General features: G+C 63.1%; 24 protein-coding genes and 1 other RNA gene. 18 read left to right on the plus strand and 7 right to left on the minus strand.

Annotation, left to right across the window (positions count from 1 at the left end; genetic code table 11):
* Positions 1-6: 6 nt before the first annotated feature.
* Positions 7-648 (minus strand): TetR/AcrR family transcriptional regulator, encoded by a 642-nt coding sequence (locus IVA95_RS12600; RefSeq protein WP_247510768.1) that lies wholly within the window; start codon positions 646-648, stop codon positions 7-9.
* A gap of 188 nt (positions 649-836) precedes the next feature.
* Between IVA95_RS12600 and IVA95_RS12605 the strand changes: the two genes are divergently transcribed.
* The 4 genes from IVA95_RS12605 (at position 837) to IVA95_RS12620 (ending at position 6,369) form a co-directional block, all read left to right on the plus strand.
* The gene (locus IVA95_RS12605; RefSeq protein WP_247510769.1) at positions 837-2,132 is read left to right on the plus strand and encodes an HlyD family secretion protein; all 1,296 of its coding nucleotides are present in this window, start codon (positions 837-839) and stop codon (positions 2,130-2,132) included.
* A 48-nt stretch (positions 2,133-2,180) separates the two neighbouring features.
* Complete coding sequence (locus tag IVA95_RS12610) at positions 2,181-3,770, plus strand: DHA2 family efflux MFS transporter permease subunit (protein ID WP_247510770.1); 1,590 nt, start codon at positions 2,181-2,183, stop codon at positions 3,768-3,770.
* Between the two features lie 332 nt (positions 3,771-4,102).
* On the plus strand, positions 4,103-5,905 hold the full coding sequence (locus IVA95_RS12615) for an ABC transporter ATP-binding protein (protein WP_247510771.1): 1,803 nt from the start codon (positions 4,103-4,105) through the stop codon (positions 5,903-5,905).
* A gap of 194 nt (positions 5,906-6,099) precedes the next feature.
* Positions 6,100-6,369, plus strand: a complete 270-nt coding sequence (locus tag IVA95_RS12620; protein ID WP_247510772.1) for a hypothetical protein — start codon at positions 6,100-6,102, stop codon at positions 6,367-6,369.
* On the opposite strand, the gene IVA95_RS12625 is transcribed toward IVA95_RS12620, so the two are convergent.
* Together IVA95_RS12625 and IVA95_RS12630 are read right to left on the minus strand one after the other, a co-directional pair.
* Entirely contained in the window at positions 6,351-7,283 is a 933-nt protein-coding gene (locus IVA95_RS12625) for a DMT family transporter (RefSeq protein WP_247510773.1), read from the minus strand. The genes IVA95_RS12620 and IVA95_RS12625 overlap by 19 nt on opposite strands.
* Positions 7,284-7,355: 72 nt before the next feature.
* Positions 7,356-8,099 (minus strand): sulfite exporter TauE/SafE family protein, encoded by a 744-nt coding sequence (locus tag IVA95_RS12630; RefSeq protein ID WP_247510774.1) that lies wholly within the window; start codon positions 8,097-8,099, stop codon positions 7,356-7,358.
* Between the two features lie 205 nt (positions 8,100-8,304).
* Here IVA95_RS12630 and IVA95_RS12635 point away from each other — a divergent pair, with 205 nt between their 5' ends.
* The 3 genes from IVA95_RS12635 to IVA95_RS12645 all read left to right on the plus strand — a co-directional run bounded on the left by IVA95_RS12635 (position 8,305) and on the right by IVA95_RS12645 (position 11,024).
* Positions 8,305-9,018, plus strand: a complete 714-nt coding sequence (locus tag IVA95_RS12635; protein WP_247510775.1) for an alpha/beta hydrolase — start codon at positions 8,305-8,307, stop codon at positions 9,016-9,018.
* 212 nt (positions 9,019-9,230) lie between these two features.
* The gene (locus tag IVA95_RS12640) at positions 9,231-10,196 is read left to right on the plus strand and encodes an AraC family transcriptional regulator (protein ID WP_247510776.1); all 966 of its coding nucleotides are present in this window, start codon (positions 9,231-9,233) and stop codon (positions 10,194-10,196) included.
* A gap of 99 nt (positions 10,197-10,295) precedes the next feature.
* Positions 10,296-11,024, plus strand: coding sequence for an alpha/beta hydrolase (locus IVA95_RS12645; RefSeq protein WP_247510777.1), 729 nt, complete (start codon positions 10,296-10,298; stop codon positions 11,022-11,024).
* A 193-nt stretch (positions 11,025-11,217) separates the two neighbouring features.
* Here IVA95_RS12645 and rnpB read toward each other — a convergent pair.
* Positions 11,218-11,640: RNase P RNA component class A (gene rnpB, locus IVA95_RS12650), an RNA gene on the minus strand.
* Positions 11,641-11,724: 84 nt separating this feature from the next.
* Positions 11,725-12,669 carry a hypothetical protein gene (locus tag IVA95_RS12655; protein WP_247510778.1) on the minus strand — a complete coding sequence of 315 codons (945 nt, stop codon included), beginning with the start codon at positions 12,667-12,669 and terminating at the stop codon, positions 11,725-11,727.
* Positions 12,670-12,773: 104 nt separating this feature from the next.
* Here IVA95_RS12655 and IVA95_RS12660 point away from each other — a divergent pair, with 104 nt between their 5' ends.
* The 3 genes from IVA95_RS12660 (at position 12,774) to IVA95_RS12670 (ending at position 15,006) form a co-directional block, all read left to right on the plus strand.
* The gene (locus IVA95_RS12660) at positions 12,774-13,205 is read left to right on the plus strand and encodes a PAS domain S-box protein (protein ID WP_247510779.1); all 432 of its coding nucleotides are present in this window, start codon (positions 12,774-12,776) and stop codon (positions 13,203-13,205) included.
* Between the two features lie 128 nt (positions 13,206-13,333).
* Positions 13,334-13,684, plus strand: a complete 351-nt coding sequence (locus IVA95_RS12665) for a YciI family protein (RefSeq protein ID WP_247510780.1) — start codon at positions 13,334-13,336, stop codon at positions 13,682-13,684.
* An 80-nt stretch (positions 13,685-13,764) separates the two neighbouring features.
* Positions 13,765-15,006 carry an RNA polymerase sigma factor gene (locus IVA95_RS12670; RefSeq protein WP_247510781.1) on the plus strand — a complete coding sequence of 414 codons (1,242 nt, stop codon included), beginning with the start codon at positions 13,765-13,767 and terminating at the stop codon, positions 15,004-15,006.
* 112 nt (positions 15,007-15,118) lie between these two features.
* Here IVA95_RS12670 and IVA95_RS12675 read toward each other — a convergent pair whose 3' ends face one another.
* Positions 15,119-15,904, minus strand: coding sequence for an N-acetylmuramoyl-L-alanine amidase (locus IVA95_RS12675; RefSeq protein WP_247510782.1), 786 nt, complete (start codon positions 15,902-15,904; stop codon positions 15,119-15,121).
* Between the two features lie 546 nt (positions 15,905-16,450).
* Between IVA95_RS12675 and rsmH the strand changes: the two genes are divergently transcribed.
* The 7 genes from rsmH to murD all read left to right on the plus strand — a co-directional run bounded on the left by rsmH (position 16,451) and on the right by murD (position 25,294).
* A complete protein-coding gene (rsmH, locus tag IVA95_RS12680; RefSeq protein ID WP_247510783.1) occupies positions 16,451-17,446 on the plus strand; it encodes a 16S rRNA (cytosine(1402)-N(4))-methyltransferase RsmH in 996 nt (331 codons plus the stop codon).
* A gap of 2 nt (positions 17,447-17,448) precedes the next feature.
* A complete protein-coding gene (locus IVA95_RS12685) occupies positions 17,449-17,841 on the plus strand; it encodes a hypothetical protein (RefSeq protein WP_247510784.1) in 393 nt (130 codons plus the stop codon).
* Entirely contained in the window at positions 17,838-19,592 is a 1,755-nt protein-coding gene (locus tag IVA95_RS12690) for a penicillin-binding protein 2 (protein ID WP_247510785.1), read from the plus strand. Before IVA95_RS12685 ends, IVA95_RS12690 begins: the two co-directional genes overlap by 4 nt.
* A 48-nt stretch (positions 19,593-19,640) precedes the next feature.
* Positions 19,641-21,098 carry a UDP-N-acetylmuramoyl-L-alanyl-D-glutamate--2,6-diaminopimelate ligase gene (locus IVA95_RS12695; RefSeq protein ID WP_247510786.1) on the plus strand — a complete coding sequence of 486 codons (1,458 nt, stop codon included), beginning with the start codon at positions 19,641-19,643 and terminating at the stop codon, positions 21,096-21,098.
* Positions 21,095-22,477: a UDP-N-acetylmuramoyl-tripeptide--D-alanyl-D-alanine ligase gene (murF, locus tag IVA95_RS12700; RefSeq protein WP_247510787.1), complete on the plus strand. Its 1,383-nt coding sequence runs from the start codon at positions 21,095-21,097 to the stop codon at positions 22,475-22,477. The genes IVA95_RS12695 and murF overlap by 4 nt, the downstream gene beginning before the upstream one ends.
* 182 nt (positions 22,478-22,659) lie before the next feature.
* Positions 22,660-23,766 (plus strand): phospho-N-acetylmuramoyl-pentapeptide-transferase, encoded by a 1,107-nt coding sequence (gene mraY / locus IVA95_RS12705; protein ID WP_213248958.1) that lies wholly within the window; start codon positions 22,660-22,662, stop codon positions 23,764-23,766.
* Positions 23,767-23,893: 127 nt separating this feature from the next.
* Entirely contained in the window at positions 23,894-25,294 is a 1,401-nt protein-coding gene (gene murD, locus IVA95_RS12710) for a UDP-N-acetylmuramoyl-L-alanine--D-glutamate ligase (RefSeq protein ID WP_247510788.1), read from the plus strand.
* 176 nt (positions 25,295-25,470) lie between these two features.
* Here murD and IVA95_RS12715 read toward each other — a convergent pair whose 3' ends face one another.
* On the minus strand, positions 25,471-25,608 hold the full coding sequence (locus IVA95_RS12715) for a hypothetical protein (RefSeq protein WP_247510789.1): 138 nt from the start codon (positions 25,606-25,608) through the stop codon (positions 25,471-25,473).
* On the opposite strand from IVA95_RS12715, the gene IVA95_RS12720 reads away from it, so the two are divergent.
* Entirely contained in the window at positions 25,607-26,848 is a 1,242-nt protein-coding gene (locus IVA95_RS12720; protein ID WP_346658004.1) for a DUF5107 domain-containing protein, read from the plus strand. The two genes, IVA95_RS12715 and IVA95_RS12720, sit on opposite strands and share 2 nt — an antisense overlap.
* Positions 26,849-26,964 lie beyond the last annotated feature (116 nt).

Raw genomic sequence — 26,964 nt, forward strand, 5'->3', positions numbered from 1 at the left:
GCCGCTCTACGCCGGCTTCGTCCGATAGGTCGCCAGAAACATCCGCGTTGCGCTGTCAACCACCCGCGCGATGCGCTCTGCCGATGGCGCGGGCTCTGCCTGAAACACGAACGGCAGAAACAGCGTCGCCTGGCACATCTGCAGGAATTGCGCGGCGGCGAGGCCGCAATCGTCGATCGCAAGATCATTCGACCGGACATGCGCCTGCAGATACTCGGCCAGGCGGTTGATCGTCTTTGCCAGCACGTTCTCGTAGAACTGGCGTCCGACCTCCGGCATCCGTTCGGCGATTGCCATTACCGTGCGGATCGACGAACCGCCACCCGGCCGGCAGATCGAACCGATATAGGTTCGGCCGAATTCGCGTAGCGTGGCTTCGACATCCCGCTTGGGATCGAGATTGTATGCGATCTTGCTTTTTTCGAACGCTTCGTCCTCGACAATGGCCTCGAACAGCCGGCTCTTGTCGGCGAAGTAAACGTAAAGCGTGCCTTTGGAGACGCCGGCCGACCGCGCGATCTCGCTCATGCTGGCGCCATCAAAGCCCAGATCCATGAACACCTTTCGCGCACCGTCCAAAATCTGGCGGCGCTTCGAACTGTCCTCCTCGCCTAAGGGATGAATCGTGTTTGCTCTGGGTGCAACCATTGGTTTATCTTCTCGCGCAAGAATTCAACCCGCGATACAGAGGGAAGTCATTTCTCGCTTTATGGCCGGTATAATAGCAATCTACATTGACCGAACCGTTCGGTCAATGTATTTTGAGTTAAAGGCACCAGTGCGGCCGGTTTCCGTGGCCTCATGCATCGCGACATTGGGAATGGGGAGGCCGGGTAATGGCCGGAGCGAGAGACCAGGCCGCACGCGTCGTTCGCGCCGGGCCGGAAACGGCCGGCGACGAAGCTGCGCAGGAGGCGGCGGATCAACTGCGCACCCAGGTCGCGGAGGAGACCCGGCGTCGCCCCTCCGAAACCCCCGGCGCTGTGGAGATCGAAAGGCCCGATGGGCCTGTCGCCAACGCTGCCGATACCGCCGCGGCGAAACCGAGCAAGCGCAAATTCGTGATGATGGGCGTGCTCGGCTTGCTGGCGCTCGCCGCCATCGGCTACGGCATCTATTTCGTTTTCGTCGGACGGTTCTATGTCTCGACCGACAACGCCTATGTGCGCGCCAACAATACTACGCTTGGCGCCCGGGTCTCGGGTCATGTCGCGGCAATCCTGCCCGCCGACAATTCGATCGTTCGCACCGGCGACGTGATCTTCAGGATCGATGACGGTGATTACCGGATTGCTGTCGAAGCCGCGCGCAGCAAGATCGCGACCCAGCAGGCGACGATCGATCGCATCGGCCGTCAGGTCACGGCGCTGGAAAGCGCTGTCGAGCAGACCAGGGCGCAGCTCGCTTCCTCGGAGGCGGCGATGAAGCGCGCCGGCCTCGACTTCGATCGCCAGCAGTCGCTGAGCACCAAGGGTTTTGCCTCGCGCGCCGCCTTCGAGGTCTCCGAAGCCGCGCGCGACCAGAGCCTTGCCGCGGTGAAGTCGGCGCAAGCGGCCTATGAGGCCGCGCGCGACAATGTCGAGGTGACCAAAGCGCAGCAGGCCGAGGCCCGCGCGCAGCTTGCGGAATTGCAAACCCAGCTAGCCAAGGCGGAACGCGACCTTGGATTCACTTCGGTGCGTGCGCCGGTCGATGGCACGTTTTCCAACCGTCTCGTCAATACCGGCGACTTCATCCAGGCCGGGCAGCGGCTCGCCAATCTGGTGCCGCTTAATGAGGTCTTCATCGACGCCAATTTCAAGGAAACCCAGCTCAAGCGCATCCGTCCCGGCCAGCCCGTGAAGATCTCGGTCGACGCCTACGGCCATCGTAAATTCGCCGGCGTTGTCGACAGCATTTCGCCCGCGGCGGGCTCGGTGTTCACCTTGCTGCCGCCGGACAACGCCACCGGCAATTTCACCAAGATCGTGCAGCGGCTGCCGGTTCGCATTCGCGTGCCGAAGGACGTGGCGAAGCAGCACTTGCTGCGCGCCGGCATGTCGGTCTACGCGACCGTTGACACCCGCGAGGGCGCGGCCGACGCCGACAGCGAGGCCGACCTCGATGCGCCTGCCATGGTTCAACCGCAGTGACTTCTTTAGTGCCCGGGGCGAAAGCCCCGCGCCGGTTCCGATCTGATCATGGCTGACGCCACCACCGCATCGCCCTCGATGATGAAGGCCGCGACCGACGCGTCCGAGCGCATTCCGCCGCGACGGATGTTTGCGTTTCTGATCATGGTGTTCGGGATGTTCATGTCGATCCTGGATATCCAGGTCGTCTCGGCGTCGCTGGCGGAGATCCAGGCCGGACTTTCGGCAAGCTCAAGCGAAGTGTCGTGGGTGCAGACCTCGTACCTGATCGCCGAGGTGATCGCGATTCCGCTGTCCGGATTCCTGTCGCGCGCGCTCGGCACCCGCCTGCTGTTTGCGATCTCCGCCGCCGGCTTCACCATCGCGAGCTTCTTCTGCGGCTTTGCCTCGACCATCGAGCAGATGATCATCTGGCGCGCGATCCAGGGGTTTCTCGGCGCCGGCATGATCCCCACCGTGTTCGCATCCGCCTACACGGTCTTTCCGCGTTCGAAATTCCACATCGTCGGCCCGATCATCGGGCTGGTCGCGACGCTGGCGCCGACCATCGGGCCGACAGTCGGCGGCTACATTACCGGCATGATGTCCTGGCACTGGCTGTTCTTCATCAACATCGTTCCCGGCATCGGTATCACCGTCGGAGTGCTCGCGCTGGTCGATTTCGACAAGCCGGACCTCGCGCTGCTGGAACATTTCGACTGGTGGGGACTGTTGTTCATGGCGAGCTTTCTCGGCACGCTCGAATACGTGCTCGAAGAGGGCCCGCAATCGCAATGGCTGGAAGACACCTCGGTGGCGATCTGTGCAGCGATCTGTACAGTTTCGGCGATTGCCTTCTTCTGGCGCGTGCTCAGCGTCAAGGAGCCGATCGTCGACATCAGGACCTTCAGCGACCGCAATTTCGCGATAGGCTGCCTGATCTCGTTCTGCGTCGGCATCGGTCTTTACGGCTTGACCTATCTGTATCCGCGCTATCTGGCCGAAGTGCGCGGCTACAGCGCGCTGATGATCGGCGAGACCATGTTCATCTCGGGCCTTGCCATGTTCCTCACCGCGCCGATCGTCGGGCGGCTGATGGTTAAGTACGACGTGCGCTACCTGATCGCGATCGGCCTCGTCCTGTTCGCGCTCGGCTCCTACCAGATGACCTGGATCACCAAGGATTATGATTTCTACGAACTGCTGATTCCGCAGATCCTGCGCGGGGTCGGCATGATGCTGGTGATAGTGCCGACCAACACCACCGCGCTCGGAACGCTGGCGCCCGAGCGCGTGAAGAACGCCTCCGGTCTGTTCAATCTGACGCGCAACCTCGGCGGCGCGGTGGGGCTCGCCGTCATCAACCAGGTGCTGAACGAGCGTACCGACCTGCACATCTCACGCCTGCATGACAGCGTTACCTGGGGCAACGCCACCGCGGTCGAGACACTCAACATGCTCACCCAGCGCACGCAGGGCATGGGCGATGCCGCGCTGATGGCGATGAAACAATTGTCGCAGATCGTGCACCGCCAGGCGGTGGTGATGGGTTATGGCGACGTCTTCTTCATGCTGGCCGTGTTCTATCTCGCCCTGAGCCTGCTGGTGATGGTTCTGAAAAAGCCGTCCGCGGCGGTGCTTGGCGGCGACGCGCACTGAAAGCGATGTGACAACGCTGTTCACGTCCTTGTCATGTTGCAAATCACCCGCGATGCATTTATAAGGTGCGCATTGCCGCTCGAACCGGGGAGATTTGCATGATTTCGATGTATTCGCAGATCGCGCCCTCGTGTCCGATGCTCGTGCTGGTTTTTCGGTCGCGTCGCTGAGCGCGATCTCCGCCGGCCCTGATCGGGCCTGACGCCCGATCTTTCCAAACTTCCCAACGACTTAACGACAGTTTTCAACGACGCATGCGTTCGGCCCGAGGCGGCCCACGCGTCAAACCCAGATGGAGCCGGCATGCGCCTTTCGCGCAGCCGGATGATGCCATGACCGTTCCAAGAGACAAACGTCCCGCGGCGATACGCGTGGTGATCCCGTTCGTGTTCCGCCACTGGCTGCAGCAGCCCGGCCGCGCCGCTGTCGTAACCGGCGGCCTGCTGGGAGCAACCGCGGCCGACCTGTTCATGCCGATCTTCTCCGGCCGGCTGGTCGATGCGCTGACGCTGGGCACCTCAGACCCGGGCGCGCGACAGGCCGCGTTTACAGCCTTCGGCGGGATCGTCGCGCTCGGACTCATATCGATGGTCCTGCGCCTGGCCGGGCTGCAGGCCATCGTGCCGTTCACGCTGAAGACCATGTCCGACGTGTCGCGCGACGCTTTCGCGCGCGTACAGCGCTTTTCGACCGACTGGCACGCCAACTCGTTTGCCGGCTCCACCGTACGCAAGATCACGCGCGGCATGTGGGCGCTCGATCTGCTCAACGATACCATCTTGATGGCGCTGCTGCCGTCGCTACTGGTGCTGGTCGGCTCGATGATCCTGCTCGGGCTGCACTGGCCGGTGTTAGGTGCGGTCATTGCGGTCGGCACCGTGATCTATGTCTCGATGACGATGGCGTTCTCGGTGAACTACATCGCACCCGCCGCGCGCGTCTCCAACGCCTGGGACACCAAAGTCGGCGGCACGCTGGCGGACGCCTTGACCTGCAACGCCGTGGTAAAGTCCTTCGGCGCGGAAGCGCGCGAGGATGCGCGGCTGGCCGGCGTCGTCGGACGCTGGCGCACGCGCGTGCGGCGGACGTGGTATCGTTACAATTACACATCGACGGCGCAACTTGCGGTGCTGCTGTGCTTTCGCGGCTCCGTGATCGGCGGGGCGATCCTGTTGTGGATCGCCGGCCGCGCCACGCCGGGCGACGTCACCTACGTGTTGACCAGCTACTACATCATTCATGCTTATCTGCGTGACGTCGGCATGCACATCAACAACCTGCAGCGTTCGGTCAACGACATGGAGGAGCTGGTCGCGATTCACGACGAGCCGATCGGTATCGCCGATGCGCCCGATGCAAAGCCGATCGACATCCAGGGCGGCCACATTGTGTTCGACGACGTGACCTTCCATTACGGCGGCCACCGCGCGCCGCTGTATGACGGATCGTCCGTCGAAATCCGCGCCGGCGAACGGGTCGGCCTGGTCGGCCGCTCCGGCTCGGGAAAGACGACTTTCGTCAAGCTGGTGCAGCGGCTCTACGATATCAGCGGCGGAAAGATCCTGATCGACGGTCAGGATATCGCGAAAGCCACGCAGCAATCGCTGCGCAGCCAAATCGCGATCGTGCAGCAGGAGCCGATCCTGTTTCACCGCACGCTGGCCGAGAACATCGCCTATGGCCGGCCCGGCGCCAGCATGGCGGCGATCGAGCAGGCGGCGCGGCTCGCCAACGCGCACGACTTCATCCTGCGGCTGCCGAAAGGCTACGGCACGCTGGTCGGCGAGCGCGGCGTCAAGCTGTCGGGCGGCGAGCGGCAGCGCGTCGCGCTGGCGCGCGCGTTCCTGGCGGACGCACCGGTGCTGATCCTGGACGAGGCAACCTCGAGCCTTGATTCAGAGTCAGAGGGCCTGATCCAGCAGGCCATGGAGCGGCTGATGAAAGGGCGCACCTCGATCGTAATCGCGCACCGGCTGTCGACCGTGCGCAGCCTCGACCGCATCCTGGTTTTCGACCGCGGCGAGATCGTCGAGCAGGGCACGCACGCGGCGCTGACCGCCAGGCCCGGCGGCATCTATCGCGGGCTGTTCGAGCTGCAGGCCACCGAGTTCAGCCGCATTTCGGCGGCGGAGTGAGAGCCGTATTGTTGCGAACCCGATCGATGTCGGAATATTTTTTCCGGCATCGAGAGGGCTTGCACGATGCGCTGGTTTCGAAAGGATCGGCCGCCGGAGGTCTGGGAAATCGACGTTCAGCCCGCAGGCGATATCGAGGCGGCGCAAAGGATTCGCGAGGTTTGCGTCTCATCGGCCGAGGCCATCGCGGAAAGATGGCAGCCGGCGGCCGCCATGCCGAGAAAGACCAGGCCATTGACGCCGCGCGATATCAGGCAGCGATCAAATGCGCGCTCGAACTCGCCATGAAGATCTCCGACGACGCCATGCGTGACGTCTCGGTGAGCCAGGTCATCAGGCTATGCGTGAAGGTCGATCATCTGAAAACCGCGCGCGTGCTACTTAGGGCCATCAATTCGGAAAAGACCAGGGCGGAACTGATGGCGGATCATCCGGTGCTGAACGATCAGGACGCCGCCAATTGAGACGGCTCGCGATTTTGCTGCGGCGGCGAGGGAGCCGTTCTGGCCCGGGTGCGCGTCGATATGGCGACCGTCACTACGACGGCGGCAGCGAACAGCAGGATCTGCAGCGTGATGGTCTCGTCGTTGAAGAAGGCGGCCAGCGCAAAGGTGACGAAGGGTTGCAGCAACTGGATCTGCGAGACCCGCGCGATGCCGCCCATCGCCAGCCCTGCATTCCACGCGAAGAACCCGATCCATTGCGAGAACAGCGCGACGTAAAGCAGCCCGAGCCAGGGTTTAAGGGCGATGTGGGTGATATCGGCGGGCATGGTCAGCACGGCTGCCGGAATCGACAGCGGCAGCGCAATAACCAGGATCCAGCTTATGACCTCCCAGCCCGGCATTTGCGAGGTAAGCCGGCCGGAGAATGCGTACCCGATCGCGGCGACGGCGACCGATGCGAACAGGAATAAATCACCGGCGACCAGCGCGCCGCCGCCTTGCCGCAATGCGAATGCGATCACCAACGCGGCGCCGGCCACGGAAGCAATCCAGAACAGCGGCCGCGGCCGCTCATGGGTGATGGCGACGGCGACGAGCGCGGTGGCGATCGGCAGTACGCCCAGCACCACGCCGCCATGCGAGGCGTCGACCCTCTGCATGCCCAGCGACATCAACAGTGGAAACAGGATCGCGACGCAAAGCATGGCGATCACGAGCTGCAGCCATAGCGCGCGGGGCGGCAGCGACCGGCGCAATACGAGAAGGAGCGCCAGCGAGCAAAGCCCGGCGATAGCGGTACGCAGCGCGGTCAATGCAATCGGATCAATTTCCGCGACCGCGATCCGCGTCGCCGGCAGCGTGCCGCCGAAGATCACCATGCCGATGAAGCCCAGCAACAGGCCGAGGCGCTCGCGCGAAGCAGGGGAGCTCATGACGCGATTGGTTAGCCGCTTTGCAGGTCAGCGTACAGCAATCTACTCGGAGCACATGGCGGCTATGCGCTGCTATCTCGGAGCAATGCTGCTCCACACCAATCCAACTCCCGACAGAAATAGCAGAGCCAGCACGACATCGTAGAAGTTTCGGTCATTCAGGGCTTGATAGGTGCGCATGCCAAGACGGGCGCCGATCAGCGTGCCGGGCAGCGCCAGCATCGCCAGCCAGAACACATCCCATTTAACGAAGCCGCTGGCGATCTGCAGGATGAGCGCGGCGCCGAGCACGCTGCCGTTGAAGATCTGGAAGAGGCCGCGGCGCTGGTCCTTGGTCCAGCCGCGGATGCTGGCCCACAGGGTCGGCAGCGGGCCCGACAGGCCGGCGAGGCCGCCGAGGATGCCGCCGGCAAATCCGATGGCTGCGTCTGCCGGCCGGCCGCCGAAGCGGAAGGCCATCGGCTTGCGGATGAAATAGAGTGCGGTGGGAAATACCAGCAGCATCACGCCGACGCTGAGCTTGAAATTTTGCGGGTCGGCGCGCGCGACCAGCAGCGCCCCGATCGGCATGCCGGCAAGACCGCCGGCCACGAACGGCCACGCCAGCTTGAAGTCGAGAACTTTCCACATCGATGGCAGCGTCGAGATCTGCGAACTCACCGAGCAGATCAGGACCAGCGGCACCGCAATGGCCGGCGGCAAGATGTAAAGCCAGATCCCCAGCGCCATCAGCGCCGTGCCGAAACCGGAAAGTCCGGAGACAAAGCCGCCGGCGAGCGCGCCGGCAAGCAGGATGGCGTAGGTGGCTAATTCCACTCTTCTCTTTCCCTCCCGTCATTCCGGGGCGCGAAGCGAACTACGGTGCGCAATTGCGCACCTGAGAATCTCGAGATTCCGGGTCTGGTCCTTCGGACCATCCCCGGAATGACGATGCTGCAATTTTGCGCCACGTTTACACGACGCGATGGACAGGTACTATCGCAATCGACGCCTTCACAATAACCTGGTGGGAAACGGCCCGATGAGCGCACCTTCGAAAACCTTCCTCGTCTGTCACGGCGCGTGGTCCGCGGGTTGGGCCTGGAAGAAAATGCATCCGCTGATGCAGGCCGCCGGGCATCGCCTGATCACGCCGACCTACACCGGTCTCGGCGAGCGCGCGCATCTGGCGCATCCGGGGATCGATCTCAATTCGCATATCGAAGACGTTTTGCACGTCATCGAGTATGAAGACCTGCGCGAATTCGTGCTGATCGGCCACAGCTATGGCGGCATGGTCGCGACCGGCGTCGCCGACCGGGCGCGCGACAAGGTCGAGCAGCTCATTTATATCGACGCCTTTGTGCCGCAGGACGGGCAGTCGCTGCTCGATCTGAACGAGGCGGGGCAGACGCGGATGCAGGAGCTTTCGAAGAGCGGTGATGGCTGGCGCGTGCCGCCAAACCCGACGCCGCCGGATACATCGCCTGCGGATGTCGAATGGCTCAGCGCGCGCCGCGTCGACATGCCGATCAAGTGTTTCGAGACCAGGCTCAAGCTGCAGGGCGGCGCGCTGACCCTGCCGCGCAGCTATATCTACGCCACCCGCATCACGCCGGCCGACACTTTTGGGCCGTTCGCCAGGATGACAAAGGGCGACCCCGCCTGGAGCTATTACGAGATCGACGCCAGCCATTCGCCGAATGTCACCGCGCCGGAAGCGCTGATGGCGCTGCTGCAGAAGATCGCGGTATAGTCCGAAGGGCGCAATCTTGTAGCCCGGATGGAGTCCGTAGCCCGGGTGGAGCGCAGCGCAACCCGGGAGCTGCGCGCCATGGGCTCGATAGTCCCGGATTGCGCTCCGCTCCATCCGGGCTACGGGATGTAGTCTCCAACGGATTGACTCTCCGCCCACGCGCCCAACAAGCTGGCAACCGGTTGGTCGAAACCGATCGCGAGGGCAGGGCCATGGCGGCCAGAACGACTTCAGTCATCGAGACATGGTCGACCAACCTGGTCGAGCCGGAACGGCGCCTGGATTATTGGATCGGCGCCGTCTGCGAATGTTTTCTCGAGATGGACATCACGACGCCGGTGCGGTCGGGCTTCGACTGCTCCGTTCAGCGCGGGCAACTCGACACCATCGGCATCAACCGCGTCGAGGGCTCAGCGCAGCACGTCTACCGCAGGACAGCCAGCCTCGCGCGCAGTGCATCGAACTACTATTATCTGCTGTGCAAGACCGACAATGACTGGACCGCCATGCAGAACGGCCACGCGTCGCGCCTGCAGCCCGGCGATCTCGTGCTGCTGGACTCCCGGCGCTGCTACGAGTTCAACTTTCCGGTAACTGCAAACACGCTGTCGCTGGAACTGCCGATCGCGTGGGTCGAATCCTGGATCACCGATCCGGAGCGGCGCATCGGGTATCGTATTGACGGGCGAGCCGGTTGGGGCGCGGCGCTCAGCACATTTGCGCGCCAGTTGACGCCGCAACTGGCGATCGAGCGGCCGCTGCCCGCGCAGGTTTTGACCGATCAGCTCGGAGCGCTGCTGGCGCTTGGGTTCGGCAGCGAGATTCCGGCGACGCATTCCGAGCGGCACGACTCGGCAAACCTTCTCGACCAGATCGGCCGTGTCATCCGGCTGCGCTACGCCGAACCCGGGCTGACGGCTGCGACCGTCTCCGATCATCTCCATGTCTCCGAGCGAACCCTGCATCGCTGCCTCAACAGAGCGAGCCTGACGTTCAGCGGGCTGCTCAATGATTGCCGTATGGCGGCGGCGCGCAGGATGCTGAGCGAGCCGCGGTTCGATCGGATCGGCGTCGGCGGAATCGGGCTGCGGGTCGGCTTTTCCGATCCGTCCCACTTCATCCGCCAATGCCGGAGATATCTCGGCATGACGCCGGGCGCGTTCCGGCGGCAGCGCTAAAGACCTGGCGCAATCAGGCGACGGCGGTGGCCGAATCCGGCCATCCGAGAAAGGCCGTCCCCATCAATGTCTGACTTTCGGAAAATCAGGGGAGACGGAATGTCAGACATCTATGTTCTTGTTCACGGCGCTTGGCACACCGGCGCCGAGATGGAAGCGGTGGCCGGACATCTTCGCAAAAGCGGCCACGTCGTGCATTGCCCGACAGTCGCCGGCAACAACAAGGATGACGATCGCGAGAAAACAGGGCTCGAGCAGGCGATCTCGTCCGTCGTCGCTTACATCGAGGCGAACGATCTCCGCGATATCAGGCTAGTCGGCCACTCCTACGGCGGCATGGTGATCTCGGGCGTCGCCGACCGTCTGACTGACAGGATCAAGCGCCTCGTCTACGTCAACGCCTTTGTCCCGCTGGATGGGCAGTGCCTCAACGACATGGTGCCGCCGCACTATGTTGGACTGTTCGATGCCGTGGCCGCTGCCAACAACAACGCCGTGATACTGCCGTTCGAAATCTGGCGCGATGCCTTCATCAACGACGCCGATCTCGAACTGGCGAAATCCGCCTACGCCAAACTCAATCTGCATCCGTATAAGACGTTCACCGACAAGATCACTCTGGCGCGTCCCCTGGCCGAGCTGCCGGTCGGCAAGTCCTATGTCAATTGCAGGCAGGACATTGCCCTGCCGCACGGCCTGCCATGGCATCCGCGCTTGTCGGAGCGGCTCGGCCTGTTCCGGCTGGTCGAATGCGACGGCAGTCATGAGATGTTCTTCAGCAACCCGGCGCGGCTGGCACAGGCGATCGGGGAGGCGGGGCGCGATTGAGATGCGTAGCCCGGATGGAGCCAACGGGTCGCGCGAATGCGCGCCCGATGACAGGCTCCGCGCAATCCGGGGCCGCTGTTGCCGATCGACACGCTGATGCCGGATTGCGCTTCGCTCCATCCGGGCTACAGTTCTGAATGAAACCGAAAATGGCGAGGGGTCCGGCGCGTTACGCCGAACCCCTCATTCTCAAGACATCAGCCAGCCTGTAAGCCGGGTTCTGTAGGGCACCATTCTTTCGAATGGTACGTGACGGCCATTCCTCTGGGACCATGTTTGCACATGGCCTCGAGCAACCTACCCGGACGGCGAGCCTGACATCGCCCTGCAGCGTTATCGCTTTCGCGAACAGCCTGCGTTGCCGTCCCTATTCGGTTTTGCTCCCGGTGGGGTTTGCCATGCCGTTTCCGTTGCCGGAAACGCGGTGCGCTCTTACCGCACCTTTTCACCCTTGCCCTCCGAAGCCCGCAGGCGGAGGAGGGCGGTTCGTTCTCTGTGGCACTTTCCCTGGGGTTGCCCCCGCCGGACGTTATCCGGCACCGTATGTCGATGGAGCCCGGACTTTCCTCCCCCGCAGCCTTTCGGCCGTAGCGGGAGCGGCCGTCCGGCCGACTGATGCCTTACGAAATGGGGGCTTAATGCCGTTGCGTCAAGGCAATAGTAGGCAAGCACGCATGGGCATTCGCTAAGTAGCCGTATTCTAGCGGATGACAGCGAATTCGCCGGATGGTGTGAACTCGAAAAAAGAGACTGCCAGGTCGGTTCGATCAAACCCGCCCCATGGACCGCCAATGCAGCCGGCAAGATCGCCCGGAGACGGTGAAGGCATCAGGCGATAAAGCAACGCCCGACAGCCGAGGCGATTGGTCCAGTTCGTCCATTGCAGAGGGCCGCTCTGGAAATGCACGAGGAACAGGGAACGCCCGGACTTTTCCGACTCGATCTGACACGGCCTTGCAGTAACCGGCGGCAAAATGCCCAGAACAATTGGGTCGCGCAGGCTTTGCCGCGTTGCGGGCTTGCACGAGTGCCAGTCAGAATCGGTTGCGGCATCTGCCGGTACCGGCGGGTCAAGAACGTTCAACCATTCCGCATCGAGTGTAATCTTGAACCAGGCCGCGCCATCCACGCTTTTGCCGATGCCGATTTCACCTTCGGCTTCGTACAATGCGCCGTTGGTAACTTTTCTGTTCTCCAAAGGTTTGTCCGATACGCCGATCCGCAAAGCGTCTCCCGGCTCCACGGAAAAATAAAGCTGATCACCCGACAGGCTTATGCGGTCTTGTTCGGGACAATATCTTGAGCGCCTGCCCGCGTCAGTTTCGTGATAGAGGCATGCAACGGGTCTCTCGATCTTGCCGCGTTGCCAGACGTATTTGTTTGAAGAATCTTGCTCCTTCCGGCGAAATTCGAACGTTGGCGTCTGATCTATGGCAATCGCGTGCACATGGTCGGCCGTCAGTGCCACGCGGGCACCGATGATATAGGCCGCGCCCAAATTGGACACGGGCATTGCACGATATGACAGACCCAGCCATCCGATGGCGCCCGCGACGACAACCGCGACACCCAAAATAGCAAAAGCGAGACGTTGCATCACGCGAACTTGCTCGCTGAGCGTTAATACTTTGCGGCGATTTTCCACACTTTTGCGTCAATCGGGCTCCACATGCGCAATTTTGACATCCGCGACATCGAGGCATTTGATGATGGCTTCATCGATTTGAGGATGGCGAGCAGATACCAGCGATGAACATTCCTGCCGGCCTTGGCGAAGCTCTGCTGCACAGCGCTGCTGACGCCATCATTGCGACCGATCGCGATGGGCGCATCACGTTCTGGAATCCCGGCGCGGAGCGGATATTCGGCTTCACGGCTGCGGAAGCCACTGGCCAGTCGCTCGACCTGATCATCCCTGAAAATTTACGCGCGCGGCACTGGGCGGGCTTTAGGCACACCGTGGAGACGGGAACTAGCCGCTACGGGCACGGCGATCTGTTGTCGGTGCCCGGCCTGACCAAGGACGGCCGGCGGATCTCGGTCGAGTTCACCATCGTGTTGCTGCGAGACGGATCGCAGGAGGTCGCGGGCACCGTGGCCGTCATGCGTGACGTGACGAAGCGGTTCGAGGAAGTCAGGGAGCTGAAGCGTAGGCTTGCGGAGGCCGGCGGGAAGTCTTGAATATGAAGTTCCGCTTTCCGGGAGGGCCGCCCTGTCGCCAAAAAATTAATTTCCGTGACGATGTCGTTTTGTGGGAAGCCCATTCGACTGGGTGTCGGCGATCCAGCCGGTCAGAAGGAGTTTAAAAAATGCAGTATCTGTTGTTGATCTATCGAAACGAAGCCGAGCAGGCAAAGATGGACGCTTCCGAGCTCCAGAAGATGACGGCGGAATACCGCGCATTCACCCAATCCATCATCCAGAGCGGCAACTTCAAGGCCGGCGACGCCCTGCAAATGACGGCGACTGCCACGACGGTGCGCGTTCGCGACGGCAAGATGTTGACCACGGACGGTCCGTTTGCGGAGACCCGCGAGCAGCTCGGCGGCTATTATCTGGTCGAGGCCAAGGATCTCGATGAGGCGCTGGGCATTGCCGCCAGAATTCCCACCGCCAAGGTTGGTTCGATCGAGGTCAGGCCGATCATGGTCTATGATTGACGGCGAAGCCGTCATTCCGGGGCGATGCGCACCATAGTTCGCTTCGCACCCCGGAATGACGGAGCAAACATCGCAATCGCATGACACCACGCGAGATCGAAAAAACATTCCGCGACGAGACGGGGCGGGCGCTTGCCACGCTGATCCGTCTCGTCGGCGATTTCGATCTGGCCGAGGATGCCTTGCAGGATGCGTTCGCGGTGGCACTGGAACGCTGGCCGGCCGCGGGCCTGCCGTCAAATCCGCGCGCCTGGCTGGTCAATGTCGGCCGCAACAAGGCGATCGATCGTATCAGACGCAACATTGCATTTCGCGGCAAGCAGCAGGAGCTGGCGCACCAACTGCTGCTGAACGCGTCCGAACCATGCGAGGACGCCGACAGCGCGCTTGACGATGACATGCTGCGGCTGATTTTCACGTGCTGTCACCCCTCCTTTGCCGCCGAGGTGCAGGTCGCGCTGACGCTGCGCACCGTATGCGGGCTCACGACCGCGCAGGTCGCGCGTGCCTTTCTCGCCAGCGAAGACGCGATGGCGCAACGCCTGCTGCGGGCCAAGCAAAAAATCCGTCTTGCCGGCATTCCCTATGAGGTGCCGGAGCGCGAAGAACTGGAGCCGCGGCTGCGCGGCGTCCTCGCGGTGGTCTATCTCGTCTTCACCGAGGGATACGCGGCCACTTCAGGGCAAGGCCTGATGCGGCCGGATCTCGCGCGTGAAGCGATTCGGCTGGCGCGGCTGCTCGATGCGTTGATGCCCGGACGCGGCGAGATCAAGGGTTTGCTCGCCCTGATGCTGCTGCATGATGCGCGGCGCGCCGGCCGCGAGACCGCAGGCGGCGACATCGTGCTGCTGGAAGAACAGGACCGCAAATTATGGGATCGTGCACAGATCTCGGAAGGATTGCATCTCGTGGAAGAGGCGCTGCGGATGCCGGGGCGGCCGCAATCCTATGCCGTGCAGGCGGCGATCGCGGCGCTGCATGCCCGTGCGCCCAGTTACGAAGACACCGATTGGCGGCAGATCGCCGGGCTCTACGAGGTGCTGCTTCGGATCAGCCCGTCGCCGGTGATCGAACTCAACCACGCCGCTGCGGTGTCGATGGTCGATGGGCCGGCACGGGCGCTCGATCTGGTCGATGCGCTGGCGGCGCGCGGTGAACTGAAGAGTTATGAGCTGCTGCCGGCCGTCCGCGCTGATCTGCTGCGCAGGCTCGGCCGTCGCGATGCCGCGCGCGAGGCGTATCTGAAGGCAACAGCCGCGACGCAGCTGGGGCCACTACGGCGGCTGTATGCGCGAAGGATTGCGGAGATGGATCGCAATTAGTTCTCTGGCATTGCGAGGAGCGAAGCGACGAAGCAATCCATCTATCCACGCATGCGGAAAGATGGATTGCTTCGCTACGCTCGCAATGACGGTTGAGAGTACCGCGAATTACTCACTTCGCCGCGACCACCGTGGTCGCCTCCGCCGGCAGGCTCGCCAATAGCGCGTGCAGCGTGCTCATGGTCGAGTGATCGGCGATGCCGTCGACGCGCGCGGGGCGGAAGTGGCGCTGGAACGCGGTGACCACTTCCATAGTCGGACCGTCGAACTTGCCATGGGTCGGGATTTTGTAGCCGTATTTGGCCAGCGCCGCCTGCATGTTGGCGACGTCGTCTGAGATGCTGCCGAGCTTGAGCGTTTCGCCGCGCACGATCGGCGCCGGCTGCACCCAATGGCCGACACCGGAATTCGCCAGCAAGTGCCACGGGAATTTTTCGCCCGGGTCCTTCTTGCGCGCCGGCGCAACATCGGAATGCGCGAGCACGCGATGCGCGGATATCTTGCGGCGGAGGATGATGCCGCGGCACAGCGCGATCACGGCGGCGATCTGGCGCGACGGGAAATCCGGATAGCCCCAGTCGTGGCCGCGATTGATGATCTCGACGCCGATCGAGCAGGAATTGATGTCTTCCTCGCCGGCCCAAAAGGATACGCCAGCGTGCCAGGCGCGCTTGGCTTCCGGCACGCACTGCACGATGCGGCCGTCTTCCAGCACGATGTAGTGGGCTGATACGTCGGTGCCGGGGGTGCAGAGCTGGGCGATCGCGCCCTCCACATCCGGCATGCCGGTGTAGTGCAGCAAGATCATATCGGCGACGCGGCCGTTGTTGCGGTCGCCATGGTTCGGCGACGGGATGACATCGGATGCGATCGAGGAATCCGGGGTAAAGGTCTGCATGTCGGCGTTGGCCCTGGGAACGGGAAGGGCGCGTTGACGCCTCGAATCAATACCAGCAGAGGTGAACGAACCAGAAGCCATTTTTTAAACCCAAACGGGGCAGCAGAGCGGCAACATCGTGTTCAGGTGGCAATATCGTTTACTATTCATTTACTGCGTTCCCGCGCAATGCGGCGGCCGAGTTCCACGCTGCAATTTTGATCGGGTGTGTGCGGGGCGCATCACCGGCTTCAGTGTCTAGAAAGCGCGCAAAAACCCTTAACCGACCATCAACGCTTTCTTAACGCTAAGTGCCGTTACTAAGTGGTGAAGAGCCGAACCGGGTTGGGGACGGCCGAGGCCCTCTTTCACGCTCGAAATGCCATGGCAACCCAGCAAATTCCGTCTGGAAATGAGGGGTCGCGGGGCCGGGCGAGAGGCGGCAATCCCGCCTGTTCGCGGCCACTTGGCCGGAAAAGCCCGGCGAAGCGCAGAGATTTGAGGCGCAATGGGCCCGTTCGTATCCAGTTTTCGTACCACAGGCTGGAAAACGCCAGGGGACGGCGCATGAGCCCTGCTGCGCCGCGCCACATCTCGGTGCTCGGCCGCGAGGCGGTCGAGATGCTCAATCCCAGGAACGGCGGCATCTATGTCGACGCGACCTTCGGCGCTGGCGGCTACAGCCGCGCCATTCTCGATGTTCCGGGAACGCAGGTCATCGGCATCGACCGCGACCGGTCGGCGGTTGCCGGCGGGTTCGATCTGGTCGAGCAATCGGGAGGCCGGCTGACTCTGGTCGAGGACCGATTCTCCAACCTGGCGGAAATCTGCACGGCGCAAGGCGCGGCCGCGGTGGACGGCGTCGTGATGGACGTCGGTGTTTCCTCGATGCAACTCGATCAGGCCGAACGCGGTTTCTCGTTCCGGCTCGGCGGCCCGCTGGACATGCGGATGGGGCATGACGGGCCAACGGCGGCCGATGTGGTGGCGAAGGCCTCCGAGAGCGACCTCGCCAACATCATCTACATCTTCGGCGAAGAGCGCCATTCCCGCGCCGTCGCGCGCGCCATCGTGGCGGCGCGGAAAGAGGCGCCGATTACGACCAGCCAACAACTGGCCGATATCATCGGCAAGGTGGTTCGCTCAAAGCCCAACGAGATTCACCCGGCGACGCGGACGTTCCAGGCCTTGCGGATCTTCGTCAACGCCGAACTCGACGAACTGCATCTCGCGCTGGCGGCGGCCGAACGCGTGCTGAAGCCCGGCGGGCGGCTGGTGGTCGTCTCGTTCCATTCGCTGGAAGATCGCATCGTCAAGGATTTCCTCAATGCGCGCGGCAAGGCTGGCGGCGGTTCGCGGCATTTGCCCGAAGTGGCGCAGGCGGCGCCGAGTTTTCAGATTCTGACGAAGCGTCCGGTTACCGCCGGTGAAACCGAGCTTGCCGCCAATCCGCGCGCGCGGTCGGCAAAATTGCGCGCTGCCGAGCGCACCGCGGCGCCGGCGCATGCAGCAGGCCGCCTGCCGGCGTGGCCTACGCTTGCCGACGTGATGAGGGGAGGCTGATCATGCGGATCATCCACTTCCTCGTCATCGGTGTGCTGGTGTTCGCGGCGGCCTATGTCTACCGGATCAAGATGGAATCGACCGCGCGCGTCGAGCGCGTGCTACGGCTGAACGCCGAGATACGCGAGCAGCGCGATGCGATTGCGGCGCTGCGCGCCGAATGGGCCAAGCTCGATGCGCCGATGCGACTGCAGGGACTTGCCGAGCGCCATCTCAGCCTGAAGCCGCTGGTCGCCACGCAATATGACCAGTTGAAGAATTTGCCGGAACGGCCGCCGGCTTTTGCGCGGCCGGGCGCTCCCGATCCGATCGGCGCGATGATCAACACCATCGAGGCTGCCGCCGAGGCGCCGCCCACAACCGGCTCCGTGCCCGCACCGGGAGATCAGCAATGACCGGCCGGGCGCTGACCAATACGACGAGAAAGCCGGTGGAGCCGTGGCGGCGGCGGCTGATCCGCAGCCTGCTCTACGGGCGTAACGTCGACCGCGCCGCCAAGGCGCGGGCGCGCGTGGGTCTTGCGATCCTGCTGTTCGCGGCAATCTATGCGGTGCTGGCCGGACGTCTGGTGATGTTCGCGGTCGGCGCCGACAGCCATGGCGCCCGCCGCACCGCCTCGCAGGACGCAATTGCGACCGCGCGGCCCGACATTGTCGACCGCAATGGCGAGGTGCTGGCGACCGACGTCAAGGCGCCGAGCCTGTTCGGCGAGCCCAGGCGCATCATCGACAAGGACGAGGCGATCGAACTCTTGACCGCGGCGCTGCCGGACCTCGACACGGCGGAGGCGCGCACGCGCTTGTCATCGCGCAAGGGCTTTGTCTGGCTGAAGCGCGAGATCACGCCAAAACAGCAGCACGACATTCACAAGCTCGGCATTCCCGGCATCGGCTTCCTGCGCGAGAACAAGCGAGTCTACCCGACCGGCGCCGCCGTGGCGCATCTGATCGGCCTCGTCAACATCGACAACGCGGGCATCGCCGGGATGGAGAAGTGGCTGGACAACAATGGCCTGGCCGATCTGCACCGCGCCGGCTTCGCCACCGATCGGCTGCAGAAGCCGGTGGAGCTGTCGATCGACCTGCGCGTCGAGCATGCGCTGCGGGACGAGCTGCTGAAGGCGAAAGAGAAGTACAAGGCCAAGGCAGCTTCCGGCCTCGTCTCCAATGTCAGGACCGGCGAGATCGTAGCCCTGGTGTCGCTGCCGGATTTCGATCCGAACAATCCGAAAGAGGCGCACGACCCCGAGCGCATCAACCGCCTGACCACCGGCGTGTTCGAAATGGGCTCGACCTTCAAGGCGCTGACACTGGCGATGGCGCTGGATTCCGGCAAGGCCAACCTCAACACGCTCTATGACGGGCGCGGGACGCTGAAGTTCGGCAAGTTCACCATTCACGACACCCATCCGGTCGGCCGCCCGATCACGCTGTCTGAAGTATTCACCTTCTCGTCCAATGTCGGCGCGGCCAAGATTGCGCTGGCGCAGGGCGTGGAAGCGCACAAGGCATTCCTGAAAAAGCTCGGCCAGATGGACCGGCTGCGCACCGAATTGCCGGAAAGCGCTTCGCCAATCGTGCCGAAGCGCTGGACCGAGCTCAACACCATCACGGCTTCCTTCGGCCATGGCATCGCGGTGGCGCCGCTGCAGGCGGTGATGGGCATCAACGCCTGCATCAATGGCGGTCTCCTGATTCCCCCGACCTTCCTCAAGCGGTCGGAAGAGGAGGCGCGGGCCATCGCCAAGAAGGTTCTGCGAACCGAAACTTCCGACAAGATGCGCTATCTGATGCGGCTGAATGCCGAGATCGGAACCGCCAAGAAGGCCGACGTGAAGGGCTATTATATCGGCGGCAAGACTGGCACCTCGGAAAAGGTGGTCAACGGCCGCTATTCCAAGAAACAGGTGCTCAACTCCTTCACCGCCATCATCCCGGCCGACAATCCGCAATACCAGTTACTGGTCATGCTGGATGAGCCGAAGGCGCTGCCGGAAACCCATGGCTTCATCACCTCGGGCTGGAACGCGGTGCCGACCGGCGGCAAGGTGATTGCCCGCATCGGTCCGCTGCTGGGCATTGAGCCGCGCTTCGACCTGCCGCCGTCCGACCGCCTTATTCTTGCGGCATCGAAGACAACCCAGTAAGGCGTACTGTCAGGCGCGCCAGACTGCGCCGGGCCGGACTGGAACAAGATGAAACTTCGCGATCTCTTCAGCGACGACGCTGCGATCGAGCCGCAGGCGGAAGCTGTCGATGTGAAAGGCCTTAGCGCCGACAGCCGCGCGGTGAAACCCGGTGATCTGTTCTTCGCGCTCGCGGGGACCCAAACCGACGGCGCGCGCTTCATCGATTCCGCGGTCAAGGCGGGCGCAGTTGCGGTCGCCGGCGAGCGTGCTTCTTCGGACGCCGGCGTTCCGTTCGTGGTAACGGCAAATCCCCGCCGTGCGCTGGCGCTGGCAGCGGCAAAGTTCTATCCGCGTCAGCCCGCCACCATCGCGGCAGTGACCGGGACCAGCGGCAAGACTTCGGTTGCCGCGTTCACGCGCCAGATCTGGGAGCGGCTCGGCCATGCTTCCGCGAGCATCGGCACCATCGGCCTGGTGTCGCAAAAGCGCATGATCTATGGATCGCTGACAACGCCGGATCCGATTGCGCTGCACCGGCAACTCGACGAGATCGCGGGCGACGGCGTGACGCATCTGGCTTTCGAGGCCTCCTCGCACGGGCTCGACCAGTTCCGGCTCGACGGTGTCCGCATCGCCGCCGGCGGCTTCACCAATCTTTCGCGCGACCATCTGGATTACCATCCTGACGAGGCGCATTACCTCGCGGCCAAGCTGCGACTGTTCCGCGATCTCATCGTGCCTGATGGCGCGGCCGTGATTTCGGCCGATCATGATTGTTCGCAGCAAGTGATCGAGGTGGCAGAGGCGCGGGCCTTGCGGGTCATTACCGTCGGCAGCAATGCGGATGGCGCCGGCGAAGGCATCCGCCTTGTTGGCGTCACCGTCGAAGGGTTTGCGCAAGACCTCGCACTCGAACATCGCGGGCGCAATTACACGATCAAGCTGCCGCTGGTCGGCGAATTCCAGATCGAGAACGCACTGGTTGCCGCGGGGCTCGCGATCGGCACCGGCAGCGAGCCGGCGGAGGTGTTCGACGCGCTCGAACATCTCGAAGGCGCCAAGGGCCGGCTGGAGCGGGTCGGTGAACATAACGGTGCGCCGATCTTCGTCGATTACGCTCACAAGCCGGATGCACTGGCCAAGGCGCTGCAGGCGCTGCGGCCTTACGCGAAACGCAAGCTCGTCGTCATCTTCGGCGCCGGCGGCGACCGGGACGCCGGCAAGCGCCCGATCATGGGCGCGATTGCGGCCGAGAATGCCGATCAGGTCATCGTCACCGACGACAATCCGCGCAATGAAAATCCGGCTGTGATCCGCGCCGCCATTCTGGCCGCGGCAAAGGGCGCAACTGAAATCGGCGATCGCACGGAGGCGATCCGGGCAGGGATCGCGGCGCTGCAGCAAGGCGACGTGCTCCTGATCGCCGGCAAAGGGCACGAGACCGGCCAGATTGTCGGCGACAAGGTCTTGCCGTTCAGCGATCACGAGGCGGTGGCGGCCGCGCTCGCAACGAGGATGGCATGAGCGCGACACCATTGTGGACGGTTGCCGGGGTTGCGCGCGCGCTGGAACTGTCAGGCGATTATCCGGATACGCCGATCGATTTCGTCACGCAGGACAGCCGGCTGGTGAAGCCCGGAAGCCTGTTCGTGGCGTTGAGCGGCACGCCGAGCGGCGGCTTCATCTCCAGTTTTGCCAGCGCGCGCGACGGCTGGGAATTCGCCGACAAGGCCGAGGCGGCCGGCGCAGCGGCGATGATCGTCCCGCACGCGATCGACGGCGTCAGCGTTCCGCAGTTGATCGTCAAGGACACCCTGATCGACGGGCTGTGGGCGCTGGCTCGCGCGGCGCGGGCGCGGTTTGCCGGCCCGGTGATCGGCCTGACCGGCAGCGCCGGCAAGACCAGCACCAAGGAATTCCTTGCCGCCTATCCTGCCGCCTACGCGAGCCCGAGCAGTTTTAACAATTTCTGGGGCGTGCCGCTGACGCTGTGCAATGCCAGCCCGCGAGCGAGCGTGTGGGTCGTCGAGATGGGCATGAACCAGACCGGCGAGATCGCGCGGCTCAGCGAGCTGACAAAACCAACGGTCGCGCTGGTGGTGAACGTGCAGCCGGTCCATCTGGAAAAGCTCGGCAGCCTGGAGGCGATCCGGCGCGAGAAAGTAAGCATCGCGCAGGGCTTGCCAAAAGATGGCGTGCTGGTGTTGCCTGATGATGTCCTGGCGCCGGAATGGAACGGCAAGATCGTCCGCTTCGGCGAAGCGTCCGAAGTGCGGGCGTTGTCGCATACGCCGGAAGGCGAGAGCTGGAACGTCACCGCGCAGGTGAACGGCAGCCGGATCGAATTCGGCTTGACGCCCGGCGCGCCGCATCGTTTGCAGAACGCGTTGGCCGCGCTGGCGTCGATCCATGCCGCGCGGCTCGATCCGGCGGCGCTGGCGAAGGAACTCGGCGATGTCGGCATCATGACCGGCCGCGGCGTGGAGCAGACGGCCCACGGCATCACCGTGATCGACGACAGTTTCAACGGCAACCCGGCCAGCATGGTGGCCGCGCTCGGCAGCCTGAAGGCGCGGCCGGTGAAATCAGGCCGGCGCATCGCCATTCTCGGCGACATGCTGGAATTGGGCCCTGAGGCGCCCGCCTATCACGAGAAACTCGCGAAAGACCTGCCGGGCCTCGACGGCGTCTACTGCGTCGGCCCCTTGATGCGCCATCTATACGACCTCGTACCTGCAGAGCGGGCGCTCGGCTGGCACGAAGACCCGGCGACGCTCGATCCCCAACAAATCGCCGCATTGCTGCGGGACGGGGACGTGGTGGTGGTCAAAGGCAGCAAAAAAATGTTCTGGGTGAACAAGTTTGTGCCGAGGCTGCTGGCCGCCTTGCAGGCAAAGGCGTAAACTGGCCGCACCCGGTGGGCCCGTTGCTTCCGCGAGAGGCGATTCGTCAATACCCCATGCATGACCAAGATTTGCTTGGTTTGAGGATGAAAACGATTATCAAGGCGTTCCCGGAACGAACGCATTCCCGGAGCGCTTCCCGCCAAGGCGGCGCAACCAAGCCGCGTGATAGGGCTACTTGAATGTTTTACTGGCTGATCGAGCTTTCCAATACTGTTCCCGGTTTTGGCATCTTCCGCGGCTTCTTCAACGTGTTTCGCTACATCACCTTCCGCACCGGCGGGGCGATGGTGACGGGCGCGCTGTTCGTGTTCCTGTTCGGGCCCTGGATCATCGATCATCTGCGGCTTCGGCAGGGCAAGGGCCAACCGATCCGCACCGACGGCCCGCAATCGCATCTGATCTCCAAGAAGGGCACGCCGACGATGGGCGGGCTGATGATCCTGTCGGGCGTCGTGGTGGCGACGCTGCTGTGGGCCAATCCGCGCAACCCCTATGTCTGGATCGTGCTCGCGGTGACGCTCGGCTTCGGCTTCGTCGGATTTTACGACGACTATCTGAAGGTGACCAAACAGAGCCACAGCGGCTTTGCCGGCAAGCTGCGGCTTTTGATCGAAGCGGTGATTGCGCTTGCGGCCTGCTACGCGCTGGTGCGGCTCGGCCGCGATGCGACATCGACGTCGCTGGCAGTACCCTTCCTGAAGGATGTCGTGATCAATTTCGGCTGGTTCTTCGTGATCTTCGGCGCCTTCGTCATCGTCGGCGCCGGCAACGCGGTGAACCTGACCGACGGCCTTGATGGCCTTGCGATCGTGCCGGTCATGATCGCCGCCGCGAGTTTCGGTATGATCTCGTATTTGACCGGCAACGCGGTATTTTCAGACTATCTGCAGATCCGCTACGTCGCCGGCACCGGCGAGCTCGCGGTGCTGTGCGGTGCGGTGCTTGGCGCCGGCCTCGGCTTCCTCTGGTTCAACGCACCGCCGGCCTCGATCTTCATGGGCGATACCGGCTCGCTCGCGCTCGGCGGTATGCTCGGCGCCACTGCGGTCGCGGTGAAGCACGAGATCGTACTCGCCGTGATCGGCGGACTATTCGTTCTCGAAGCCGTCTCGGTGATCGTGCAGGTCACCTCGTTCAAGCTGACCGGAAAACGCGTGTTCCGGATGGCGCCGCTGCACCACCATTTCGAGCAGAAGGGCTGGACCGAGCCGCAGATCGTGATCCGGTTCTGGATCATCTCGGTGATGCTGGCGCTCGCCGGCCTGTCGACGCTGAAGCTGCGTTGATGGTCATGCATTTCTACGGCGGTCATTCCAGAGGCCGCGCAGCGGCAATCCGGAATCACGAGATTCTCAGGTGCGCATTGCGCACCAGAGTTCGTGCTTCGCACGTCCCGGAATGACGGGTTAGATTATGATCCCCGTCACCTCCTTTGCAGGTAAAACGGTCGCCGTCTTCGGCCTCGGCGGTTCCGGCCTTGCGAGTTGCCACGCGCTGAAGGCCGGCGGCGCCGAAGTGATCGCAGGCGACGACAGCGCCGACAATGTCGCCAAGGCGGCGCAAGCCGGTTTCACCACCGCCGATCTGCGCACCGTATCGTGGTCGAATTTCTCGGCGCTGATCCTCACGCCCGGCGCGCCGCTGACGCATCCGGCGCCGCATTGGTCGGTGCTGATGGCGCGGCAGGCCGGCATTGAGGTGATCGGCGACATCGAGCTGTTTTGCAGGGAGCGCCGCCGTCACGCGCCGGATGCGCCGTTCGTCGCCATCACCGGCACCAACGGCAAGTCGACCACGACCGCGCTGATCGCGCATCTGACGAAGGTCGCCGGCTACGATACCCAGATGGGCGGCAATATCGGCACCGCGATCCTCTCGCTGGAGCCGCCGCGGATGGGCCGCGTGCATGTGGTGGAAATGTCGTCGTACCAGATCGACCTTGCGCCCTCGCTCGATCCCTCCGTCGGCATTCTGCTCAATGTCAGCGAAGATCATATCGATCGCCACGGCACGCTGGAAAACTATGCAGCCGTGAAGGCGCGCCTAGTCGCCGGCGTACAACCGCAGGGCACGAGCATTGTCGGTGTCGATGACATCTGGTGCCGCAACATCGCCGATCGTCTCGACCAGGCGGGAAAACGCGTGGTGCGGATCTCCGTGAAGAATCCTTTGCCCGACGGTATCTATGTCGAGCGCGAAACCATCGTGCAGGCGTCCGGCGGTGCGCGCAACGAGGTCGCAAAGCTGGGCGGCATCGGTTCGCTGCGCGGCCTGCACAACGCGCAGAACGCGGCATGCGCGGCGGCCTGTGCGCTGGCGATGGGCATCTCCACGGATACGCTGCAAAACGGCCTGCGCAGCTTTCCCGGGCTGGCTCACCGCATGGAGCAGGTCGGCCGCCGCGGCAATGTGCTGTTCGTCAACGACTCCAAGGGCACCAACGCGGACGCCGCCGCGCATGCGCTGTCGTCGTTCACCGACATCTTCTGGATCGCCGGCGGCAAGCCGAAGCAGGGCGGCATCACCGGGCTGGCCGAATACTTTCCACGTATCCGAAAAGCCTATCTGATCGGCGAAGCCGCGCAGGAGTTTGCCGCCACGCTCGACGAGGGCGTGCCGCACGAGATTTCGGAGACGCTCGATGTGGCGGTTGCCAATGCCGCACGTGACGCGGAAGCGTCCGGCCTCATCGATCCCGTGGTGCTGTTGTCGCCGGCCTGCGCCTCGTTCGACCAGTACCGCAATTTCGAAATCCGCGGCGCCAAGTTTCGCGATCTGGTGACGGCAATGCCTGGCGTGAAGCCGGTAGTGTGATCGTAGGATGGGTGGAGCGAGCGATACCCATCGCCGCAGCGCCGGATTGATGGGTTTCGCTTCGCTCTACCCATCCTACATTCTGCTCATTCGAGGGCGTCGCAAATGGCTACTCATGCTCGGGCAGGTACCCGCGTCCGTGTTGGAGCTGCAGTCCTTTCGGCGACGTTTGTGTTTCATTCCATTGCAGATGCGGCTTCGTCGCTATCCGCCAGCGTATCTCTCAGCAAGTCGACGATCTCGTGGAGCACCGTCAAGTATGCGACCACTGCGGAGAACGGGTTCGTCAGCGGATCGCTCGACAAGAAGACCATCGTCGATCGCACCTTCAAGACTCACGTGATCGAGAATCGTTATCTGAAGGTAACGCTCCTGCCCGAATTTGGCGGACGCATTCTTTCCATCATTTACAAGCCGACCGGCCATGAACAACTTTATCGCACCGAAGTGGGCGTGCCTTACGGGATGAAGGCCGGCGTCTTCTATTACGACTGGCTGATGGTGTATGGCGGCATCTTTCCCACCTTCCCGGATCCCGAGCATGGCAAGACATGGCTGAAGCCGTGGGATTTCAAGGTAGTGAAGGAGAGTGCCGGCGAAGTGACGGTGTCGATGTCGCTTAAAGATGATTTCGCGTATTCCGCTGCACCGACGCAATTCCTCAAGGGTGCGACGGGTATAGAAGCGACTTACTATGTCACGCTGAAAGCCGATCGCGCAGCGCTGGATACGCGCGTGGTGCTGAAGAATCCGAACGCCCAGGCGGTCGACTACGAATACTGGACGTGCACGACGCTCGCACCAGGATCGGAGCAGAAGAATCCCAAGACAACCGGCGGCGCAGAAATCGTCGCGCCGATCGAGGCCTACAGCACGCCCGCCTGGTCGGCCAACCTGTCCGAAGGCGATGAGAGCTTAGGTCTCGGCAGGAGCCGTTTCGAAAAACTGCGCTACTTCAAGAACTGGCCGACGATGGGCATCGCGTACGCGGCGCCCGACATGCAAGGCCGGAACTTCTGGGGTGTGATCAACCACGACAACGAAGAGGGGATCATCCGCATCGCCGACAATCGGGTCACGCGGGGCCTGAAGATGTGGACGTGGGGATTTCCGTCGTTCACGAAGGAAACTGACGCACGCAAAGATCCGAACGAGCAGCGGCCTTACGTCGAATTGTGGGCAGGTGTGTCGGATCAGTTTTTCCACCGCGCAAAGCTTCCACCGCGGGGCGAAGTGTCTGTTACGGAGACCTACAGCCCGACCGTCGGCATGAGCAACGTGACGGATGCGAATGAGAACATCCTGATCAATTTCTCGGCCGAGGCTTCCAATGTGAATCTTCAGTTCTTCAGTATCGAGCCGGCTACGCCGTTGCGCATCACGTTGAAACGGGGCGATGCGATATTGTTCAACGACACCGTGAAGGCCGACCCGAAAAACGGAAATCGCATTTCCGCGACCATTCCGTCCGGCGGCAGCGGCGAACCGGTGCGGCTGACGATCACGACCGTGGAAGGTAAAGAGCTGATCGCGGCCGAGACGAGAATAAAATGATGGGTTGTCGCTTCGCTCCACCTACCTTACGAACTGTCGTCACCCGAAGGCGGGTGACCCAGTATTCCAGAGACGCTGGCGATTGAACCGAGAAGCTGCGGCGTACTGGATACCCG

It is taken from the genome of Bradyrhizobium sp. 157 (genome assembly GCF_023073815.1).
Taxonomy (GTDB): Bacteria; Pseudomonadota; Alphaproteobacteria; order Rhizobiales; family Xanthobacteraceae; genus Bradyrhizobium.